At 63.6% G+C, this 8771-nt stretch carries 7 protein-coding genes; 3 read left to right on the forward strand and 4 right to left on the reverse strand.

What is annotated here, in order from left to right; genetic code table 11:
* Positions 1 to 273: 273 nt before the first annotated feature.
* Positions 274 to 825: a glutathione peroxidase gene (locus VGL22_RS13875; RefSeq protein WP_465267529.1), complete on the reverse strand. Its 552-nt coding sequence runs from the start codon at positions 823 to 825 to the stop codon at positions 274 to 276.
* 109 nt (positions 826 to 934) lie between these two features.
* Positions 935 to 2860: a hypothetical protein gene (locus VGL22_RS13880; RefSeq protein ID WP_465267530.1), complete on the reverse strand. Its 1926-nt coding sequence runs from the start codon at positions 2858 to 2860 to the stop codon at positions 935 to 937.
* A gap of 308 nt (positions 2861 to 3168) precedes the next feature.
* On the opposite strand from VGL22_RS13880, the gene VGL22_RS13885 reads away from it, so the two are divergent.
* The gene (locus tag VGL22_RS13885; RefSeq protein ID WP_465267531.1) at positions 3169 to 3687 is read left to right on the forward strand and encodes a hypothetical protein; all 519 of its coding nucleotides are present in this window, start codon (positions 3169 to 3171) and stop codon (positions 3685 to 3687) included.
* A gap of 145 nt (positions 3688 to 3832) precedes the next feature.
* Positions 3833 to 4375, forward strand: a complete 543-nt coding sequence (locus VGL22_RS13890; RefSeq protein ID WP_465267532.1) for a hypothetical protein — start codon at positions 3833 to 3835, stop codon at positions 4373 to 4375.
* A gap of 32 nt (positions 4376 to 4407) precedes the next feature.
* Here the strand turns inward: VGL22_RS13890 and VGL22_RS13895 are convergent, their stop codons facing one another.
* Together VGL22_RS13895 and VGL22_RS13900 are read right to left on the reverse strand one after the other, a co-directional pair.
* A complete protein-coding gene (locus VGL22_RS13895) occupies positions 4408 to 6888 on the reverse strand; it encodes an endonuclease MutS2 (RefSeq protein ID WP_465267533.1) in 2481 nt (826 codons plus the stop codon).
* Between the two features lie 307 nt (positions 6889 to 7195).
* Complete coding sequence (locus VGL22_RS13900) at positions 7196 to 7684, reverse strand: hypothetical protein (RefSeq protein WP_465267534.1); 489 nt, start codon at positions 7682 to 7684, stop codon at positions 7196 to 7198.
* Positions 7685 to 8278: 594 nt separating this feature from the next.
* Between VGL22_RS13900 and VGL22_RS13905 the strand changes: the two genes are divergently transcribed.
* A complete protein-coding gene (locus tag VGL22_RS13905; RefSeq protein ID WP_465267535.1) occupies positions 8279 to 8770 on the forward strand; it encodes a hypothetical protein in 492 nt (163 codons plus the stop codon).
* The last annotated feature ends 1 nt before the right edge of the window (position 8771 follow it).

The raw sequence follows: 8771 nt of genomic DNA on the forward strand, positions 1-8771 counted from the left end.
AGATGGCCGCATTGGCGGAACGGTCCGGAAGGGGCGAGGTGAAGCCAAGTCTGTTCCGGGCAGTGATGAAGACCGACGCCCGCGCCGTCACACAAGGAGCACAGGGTAAACCTCAACTTCTCGAACCGCCCGGTGCGGACCCGCATGCCGGGTGGTGTGGCAGGGGAGAGCGGGCAACCGCTCCCCCTATGCCGATTTTCCGAAGCCGGGTTCACAGCAGATGGTTAGCGTCGCTGCGCGACTGGCAAGCTAGCGGGTTAGCGGAAGAGCTGTCTATCTGGCGAGCTCCGACTCGATGGCCGCGGTGACTTCCGGTGCGTCCGGCGTGGTGGCGGGCTCGAAGCGCGCCACGATCTTGCCGTTGCGGTCGACGAGGAACTTGGTGAAGTTCCATTTGATGTCGCCGCTGAACTTGGGATCCTGCGCAGGGTCGGTGAGGTACTGGTAAAGCGGCGTTTTGTCGTCCCCCTTCACCGAGACCTTGGACATCATGGGGAATTTCACGTTGTATTTGCGCGAGCAGAAGGTCTTGATTTCCTCGTTGGTTCCGGGCTCCTGCTGGGCGAAGTTGTTGGCGGGCACGCCCACGATGACGAAGCCGCGGTCCTTGTACTTTTCATAGACAGATTCAAGCGCGGAGTACTGGGGCGTGAAGCCGCACTTGCTGGCGACGTTGACCACCATAACCACCTTGCCTTTGAAACTGTTGAGGCTCACCGGGTCGCCGTCGATGGAGTTCATGGTGAAGCTGTAGAGATTCTTCGTCTGGGCGGTGGCGGCGATCGAGGCAACACAGAGGAAAAGGCTGAGAATCAATTTGCGCATGGGGATCTCCTGGCACTACGGGTGACTCGATCATACGAGGCGAGGGCGGGCAGGTTGTCAGTGAAATGTTGCGAGCCGGACAGGCGTAAATGGGTGAATTTGCTGATCGTTACTCGGCGGGTACGGTGAACAGTTTGATCTCCGATCCGGCCAGCACGGCAAGCCGGGATCCGGCAGGCGAGAGCGCGTAGCTGCGCATGCTGGTGGAGGGGTCTTTCACGCGAATGGAGAACAGGCGCTTGCCGTCGGTGGCCCGATAGACGCGCAGCTCGGCAGAGTCGAGGTCGTCCCCCGTGAAGTCGGCGCCGAAGGAGAGGTCGCGGGAGGCGTGCACGAATTTCATCGCGAAGGCCTGCGTACTTCCCGCCGCATCGAAGCCGACTTCGCGCGGGCCGGCACTTCCACGCAGGACGAGCTTGCCGTCGGGGCTGACGACGCGGTACTGCGTGTCACCCGTCTGAGCATCGCAGGAGAGCAGAAACAGGAGGTCGGGGGCGATGCTTGAGAGCTGGGGTGTGCACATCGATTCAAAGCGCGCCAGCGTGGATTCAGTGTTCTGCCAGGTGCTCATGGCCAGCCGGTAAGCCTTGGCGGAGCCGGCGAGTAGCTTGACCTGGCCCTCGTTCAGCAGGGTGGGGGGCAACAGGCCGGAGATGGCGGATGTGGAGGCTATGGGGTTGAAATCCTTGTCGAGGACGGTGACGTCCAGATCTTCCTCGGGCTCGGCGGAGAGGTCTTGACGGAGTTGGGCGTGCAGCTCCGGGGTGTGACGCTCGCGCAAGGTGGCGACGGCGATGAGCGCGCCGCCCGGCGCGATGCGCACGGAGGCAAGGGGCCCGGTGAGCGGGAAGGACTGTTCGACGTCGAGGCTGGCCCCGTAGACGCGCAGCTGGTTGCCGACATGCACGAGGATGCGGTTTCCGCCGAGCGGCCAGAGATACCGCTGCGCGTCGGTGATCTGCCATTCCAGGCTCCGCAGGACGCTACGGTTTTGTGCGTCGAGGAGCACGGCGCGAATGACGCGGCTGGTGCCGGAGTCCACGGCATCGCGGTGAATGAGCGGATGCGGGTTGAAGGTGAACAGCAGCCGGCTGGGGCCGAGCCATGCGAGTGCAGCTTCATCATCGAAGTCGCCGAGCGCTTTGTGGGAGCGAGGCGCGTAGCCGAGCGGCTGGATGGCGATGGCCGCGGCGCTGTGGCCCTCGAGTTCGCTTGGCGTGACCGGGAGGTCGACGGCACAACCCGGCGGGGCGCAGATTTCAAGATTGTTGATTGGCGCGGGACCGGGCGCGCGGGATTTCAGCGAGGCAGGGCTGGGCGCGGAAGGGGCGCCTGTTTTCCCCAGCTTGAGCTTGCCGGAATCGAAGGCGAGCGAGGCGGGGACGAGCAAAACCTGGGTGAATGCCACCAGGCTGATGTCACGATCTTTCGCGGAAAGAACGGAACTGCGATCGGGGCCGGTCCCGATCGTGAGTTTGAGGCCTTTCAGGCCGATGACGTCGCCGGGCTGGACTTTGGGGGTCATGGGGAAGCGATGGATGATGCCGGCCAAGTCAAGTTGTGTGCTGTAGGTGTCTCCGGCGGCGGCGGATCCTATGCCGGCCAGCTGTCCGCCGGGATGCGGATTGGAGAAGGACACCGGCATTCTGAACTGCGTGTTGGGGACCACCTTCCAATCCACAGGAGGGTCCGCCAGGGCGGCGAGCACCAGGTCGAACGGAATCATGGGGGAACCGTTGCATTGCGCACGGACGAAGGAAAGAGCCAGGCTGGATTGCCCGTGGGTCTTGCGAGGTTCGGCCTGGACGACCTTAGCTTCGAGGATGGCGCCGGGGCGCAGACTGCAGTCGGGACCTTCCCAGCCCAGAGTCACCTGCGCAAAGACGGTTTCGCCGGGAGTGAGCTGGCGAACGTTGAGGCGCTTGAGAAACTCGGCCTGCACCGGGCCGCGATACAGGTGATCGTCCGGCGGCTGGCAGAGCGCGCTGGAGATGCAGATGCCGAGGAGAAAGGCCGCGAGCGCTGGTAACTTCATGGGAGCCCTGAATCGCTATTGTGTCATGACCCCAGGGGTCCTGGCGTCTGGAGAGTGCAAATGGCGCGCGCCAGAGTCTGGGATGTTGCGAGCAGGGGACCTGCCTTGCGTCTAGCGCGGCTTGCCTTCGGATATTCCAGGTCTGTCACAATGCACCGCAGGCGTCCACTTGAAGGTGAGCTATTCAAAATGAGAGGCGCGCGCACCATCCAGCCGCAGGCGAATGGTGTGTGGGACCGATTTTGGGCTTGTTTCCCTTCCATGGTGTCGTTATCATGGCTCCCCAATCGGCCTGAAGGAGAATCGTGATGCAATGTAAAACCGGATGGATCGCTCTTGCGATCTCGGCAGTGCTTGTTGTGAACACAGGCTGCAAGAAGGACAGCTCTGCCGCCACCGAATCATCGGCCAATCAGAGTAGCACCGCGAAACCAGCCGTCGCGGCACCACCGGCGGTTCCGGTCCCCAATGTCAAGATCGTCAGTGTTGTTATCCGGAAGGTCCCCAACATGGGCGGCCAGGTGCAGCAATACGTTACCACCGTGACGAATTCCGGCACGACATCTGCGAAGGTCGATGGCTCCTGCAACTACACATGCCCCGCCGGAAGTCTCGGTTTCAACGGCAAGTTGAGAGCCTCGAATGGCGAGTTTGTTGCGGCCGGAGCGACCCAAACTCTCGCGTCTGAGTCAGCGGCTCTCTGCTTCCCGGCCAAATCGGGCATACAGCTCCAATGCACTTACAACGTGCAGGCAACGGACTCGAGCGGGCAGTTTGTGGGTCAACCTCTGCAACTCACGTGGAACGGCGAGGGCAAGGTCCAGTAACCGCGAAGGTGGCGAGCCGGTTTGCTCTTCGCTTTCGCAAGGGACGTAGTCCTGGCGTGCCCGATCGGCTTGCAATGGCACATCACGAAGTTAAGCGTACAGAGCCGCATCGCTGCTATACAGCCTTGCTCAAAGGAGAATTTTGATGCAAAGGAACAACGCATGGATTGCATTTGCTTCGACGCTTCTGGTTTTAAGCGCGGGATGTAAGCAGGATGCGCCGGCGGCGCCGGAAGCGAGCAGCCAGTCTCAGACTTCTGTGTCTACGCCGAAGCCTGCGGCCAAACCGCCTTCAGCGACGATGAAGATCGACAATGTAGCCCTGGTGACGCGGCGGGTGCCTGAGCACGAGGAGCAGTTTGAGCAGTTTGCGACCACGGCGCGGAATACCGGAGGGACAGCGGCGAAGCTGGATGGATCTTGCAATTTCACGTGCCCCGCGGGGTCTGGAGCGATGAATGGGCAAATGACGGCATCGAAGGGCGAGCTGCTGGCGGGTGGTGAGAGGCGGACCCTTCTCTCGGATCGGGTCCCCTTGTGCTCTAACCAACTGAGCGGCATCAAGCTGCAATGCAGCTACACGGTGCAGATGATGGACGCCGGCGGCAAGCCGGTGGGGAAGGCCGAGGCTTTATCGTGGAGCGGCGTGCCTGATGTGCGCTACGAGCAAGCGGCGCGGGCCCAGTAGCTGAGTCGGCAACGAGTCAGGACGGGTTGAGTTCACTGCCGCAGTTCGACCAGGGTGGCGCCCTGGCCGCCTTCGTTCTGCGGCGCTTCGGCGATGGTGGCGACGTGCGGGTGTGACTTGAGGAACTCGCGGACGCCGCGGCGGAGGATGCCGGCGCCGTGGCCGTGAATGATGCGGACGCGGGGCAGGCCAGCCAGGAAGGCGCGGTCGAGATACTTTTCGAGCTCGTCGGTGGCTTCGTCCACGGTGCGGCCGATGAGGTTGATCTCCATGCGCATGTCGTCAGAGTTGGCGGGCGTGACGGAGACGTGGACGCCGCGGGTGCGGCGGGCAGCGGCCAGTGGATCAGAGCGGTCTGCGGGCGGCTGGGCGGCCTTGACGATTTCGGCGATGTCGTCGCGCTTGATGCGCATCTTGATGGGGCCGAGGGCGACTTCGAAGACATCTTTCTCGATTTCGCGCTGAATGGTCGCTGTCTTGCCCATCGACTTGAGGCGGACCTGGTCGCCGGTGGAGATGTGCTTGACGACGTGGGGCTGGGCATTGGCGTCGCCGTTGTCGGCGCCGGTGCGATGGGCCACGACGGTCTGGTTGAAGCTTTCCTGGAATTCGCGGCGCATGCGCAGGATGCGGCGTTCTGCTTCTTTGGAAAGCTTCTGCTGGGAGGCGCGGTCTTCAATGGCTTTGACGTTCTCACGCATCTGGAACTCGAACTCTTTCATGAGGGAGTCGAGTTTCTTTTCGAGGTCGCGGACGCGGTTGCGGACTTCGACGTCGCCTTCACGATCAAGGCGGGCGCGCTGCTGGTTGAGCAGGTACTGCTCGGCGCGGGCTTTCTTGCGCTCGTCTTCGAGCTGGGTGAGCTCGTTGTGGAGGCGATCGAGGAAGCGGGCGATGTCGACCTGCTGCGAGCCGAGGCGCTGGCGGGCGGCAGTGATGATGGCCGGATTGAGGCCGAGGCGCTCGGCGGTGGCGATGCCGGCAGAGGCTCCGGGAACGCCGAGGCGAAGCTGGTAATTGGGAACGAGGGTGACTTCGTCCACGCCGGCCGCGGCATTGAGCACGCCTTCGGTGTTGGCGGCGTAGACCTTGAGCGAGGTGTGGTGCGTGGAGATAAGCGACCAGGCGCCGGAATCGAGGAAGAACCGGGCCACGGCAACGGCCAGGGCGGAGCCTTCTTCAGGGTCGGTGGCGGAGCCTAATTCGTCGAGGAGGACGAGGGAGTTCCGATCTGCGAGCCGGGCCAGGCGGTCGAGGTTGGTGATGTGGGCGGAGAAGGTGGAGAGCGCTTCTTCAATGGACTGGGCGTCGCCGATGTCGGCGAGGAAGGCGTCGAAGATGGGGAAGCTCGCGGCGCCGGCAGGGACAGGAATGCCGGCCTGGGCCATCATGCTGAGCAGGGCGACGGTCTTGAGGGTGACGGTTTTGCCGCCGGTGTTGGGGCCGCTGATGATGAGCTGGCGATGCCGGCGGGTGAGCTCGAGAGTGAGCGGGACTACGGCCGCATTTGGCCTGGCTCCGGTTGCGCGGAGGCGCTTTTCGAGCAGCGGGTGACGCGCGCCTTCCACGTGCAGCAGGTCGGGGCTGAGGTTGGGGGCGACGCAGTCGTAGTTGCGGGCAAAGCGGGCGCGGGCCTGGAGCGAGTCGACAAGGGCAAGGACGCGGGCGCCATCGACGAGGGCGGTTGCATAGCCGCCGACCTGGCGGGTGAGGGCGACGAAGATGCGGTGGATTTCGGATTGTTCTTCTTCGAGAAGGCGGACGAGCTCGTTGTTCTGCTCGATGGTTTCGAGGGGTTCGACGTAGACCGTTTGGCCGGACGAGCTGGCGCCGTGGACGACACCGGAGACGCGGCGCTTGAGCTCGCTGCGGACGGGGATAACGAAGCGATCGCCGCGGATGGTGATGAGCTCTTCCTGGGTGGCGCCTTCGCCGGCGAGGCGGCGCAGGGCGGAGCGGAGGGATTCCTCGATGACGCGCTGCTGGCGCTCCTGCTCGCGGCGGATGCGGTGGAGTTCGGGCGAGGCGTCGTCGGCGAGGGAGCCGTCGGGGAGGATTTTGCGCTCGATGGACTCGGCCAGCGGACGGAGGCTGATGGTGAGGGTGGCGGAAAGCTGGGAGAGGCCGGGGAGCTTGCCGGCGAGGCGGGCGGAGGGTTCGCGGAGGAGCGACTGCCAGGAGGCGATGTCGTAAGCCAGGCGGGCGATGGACTGGAGTTCGGCGGCTTCGAGGGCGGCTTCAGGGATCTGGGCCTTGGCGGCGAGTTGGGTGGGGTCGAAGAGGCCGCCGAGGGGGATGGAGACTTGCTCTTCGAGCAGGAGGCGCACCTCGCCGGTGAGCTGGTGCTGGCGGGTGATCCAGGTCTGGTCGGTGGACGGCTGCAGGGCGAGGATGGCGGTGCGGCCGACGGAGCTGGACGCGAAGGTGGAAACGAGGGTGAGCAGAGGCTCCCACTCGAGGGCCTGGCGGTCTGCGTGGGCGACCGGAGTCGGGATGGGATCGAGGAGCGGCATTGTCCTTCTCCATGGTGCCACGGTCAGGGGGTCTGTGGCCGGGTGATCCTGTTGCAGGCTGGTCAGCGCGTTGGTCATGGTGAGCCGGGGGTGGGGGGGTGGGGGGGTGTGTATTTACTTATGAGTAACTATGTATGGTTGGATGAGCTGGAAGGAAATGGGCTGATCTGACGTTCGGAGCCCGGTCGTCAGGGTTGTGTTTGGTGATATGGATCACCGGATCGCTTCTGTCATGTTGTTTATTGTCAGGCAGTTAGCGAAACGATGATCCATAAAACCAAAAAAAGTGCACCAGGTAATACTTTGGTTATTTCTGAGATTTGCGCCTGGGTGGCATGCGGTTGCCCGGATCCGTTTGCTGCTGGTTGCGGGGCTCGGGTGGGAGGGCGGCGAGGGCGGCTTTGGCGGCGATGATGAGGCGCGGGCCTTCATCGTTCCAGAAGACACGAATGAGCATGCCTTTAACGATGCAGGCGATGAAGTCGGCGGTGGAGGCACGGCCGGTCAGGTCGGGGAGGGCGAGGCGGTAGGCCTCGGCGCCGGCATCGCGGGCGCCGGGGTTTTTGGATCCTCCATGGGCGGTGACGGCTTTCTGGTAGGCGGCGCAACAGCGGCGGACGGAGGGGTTGCCGGGGAGGGGGGTGGGGGTAGCGTCCCGGGCGGAGGTTTCGGGGTGACTCTGCGCGGGGGAGGGGGTGGGGGCAGGTTGGGTGGGTGCGGGGGCTGGGGGCGCCGGAGCGGCGGGTTGGGATTGGGCTTGTGATTGGGCTTTGTAGGTGGAGATGGGTTGCCACATGGAGATTTTCCTTTCAGTGTGCAAAAGAAATGCCCGCCGGGACCTGGAGGTCCGGCGGGCCGTGTTGTTCTTAGCTAATTCAAGCGTAGCAAATTGCGAGGTGAGTTTGACACGATTTGCGGATTTATTATCATCAACCAAATCATAGGGTTAAGTCGCATTTGGAGAGGAGCGGGGCTTGACAAGCTTTTGGCGGCTGCGAGGAGGGGAGGGGAAAAGCGGGTTTTTCGCCTGCGGCTCAGGAGGACAAGGGGAATGCAAACGGCGACGTGGGAGGGGGTGCGCGGCTTCCACGGACTCCAGCAACCGGAGACCGTTGGACTCCGTCAGGGCAGGCTTTCGGGGCACCCGGGGGGGAGGGGTGCGCCCCCGATTCGTGCGCGCGAGGGGCCGGTCCGCATGGGAGAAGGCCCAAATGGGATCAGTCTGCTCTGGATTGGGATGGGTTGAGGGTAGACTGAGCCGCGTTGCACCCCCTGCGGCCGTCTGTGGCCACCTTTAGCCACTTTAGCCAGCCACTTTAGCCACTTCAGGGGGGGCTGACTGCGACTTCGCCGCAAGGAATTTGAAAAGGATGGCGGGAGGGGGCGAAATTTGCACCAGGTTGAGGAGTTTGTGAGTGGGACCGCGATGCCGGCGGTGAGGGCGCGCGAGGGGAGTCTGGCGGCGGCGATCCTGATGGGCGGGGCGGTGGCCGGCGTGCTGGACGAGACTTGCGCCTTTGTGACCATGGGGTGGAATGTGCCGCGGGTGGTGGCGGGCGGGCTGCTGGGGACGTGGGCTTTCCAGAGCACCAGCGACTGGGTGTGGTGGCTGGGCGTGGTGCTGCACTTCACGGTCGCCTTTGGGGCGGCGACGGTGTATTGCCTGGCGAGCCGGAAGCTGGAGTTTCTGCGGGATCACTTTGTGCTGTGCGGAATGTTTTTTGGGATTGCGGTGTTCCTGGCGATGTACCTGGTGGTGATGCCGCTGTGCGCGTTTCATTACGTGGGGCCGTATACGCTGCGCATGCTGGTGCAGGCGATCGTGGTGCATATGGTGCTGATCGGGCTGCCGATCGGGATGAGCTTGAGGTGGTTTGGGTGAG

It is taken from the genome of Occallatibacter sp. (assembly GCF_036502485.1).
GTDB lineage: Bacteria > Acidobacteriota > Terriglobia > Terriglobales > Acidobacteriaceae > Telmatobacter.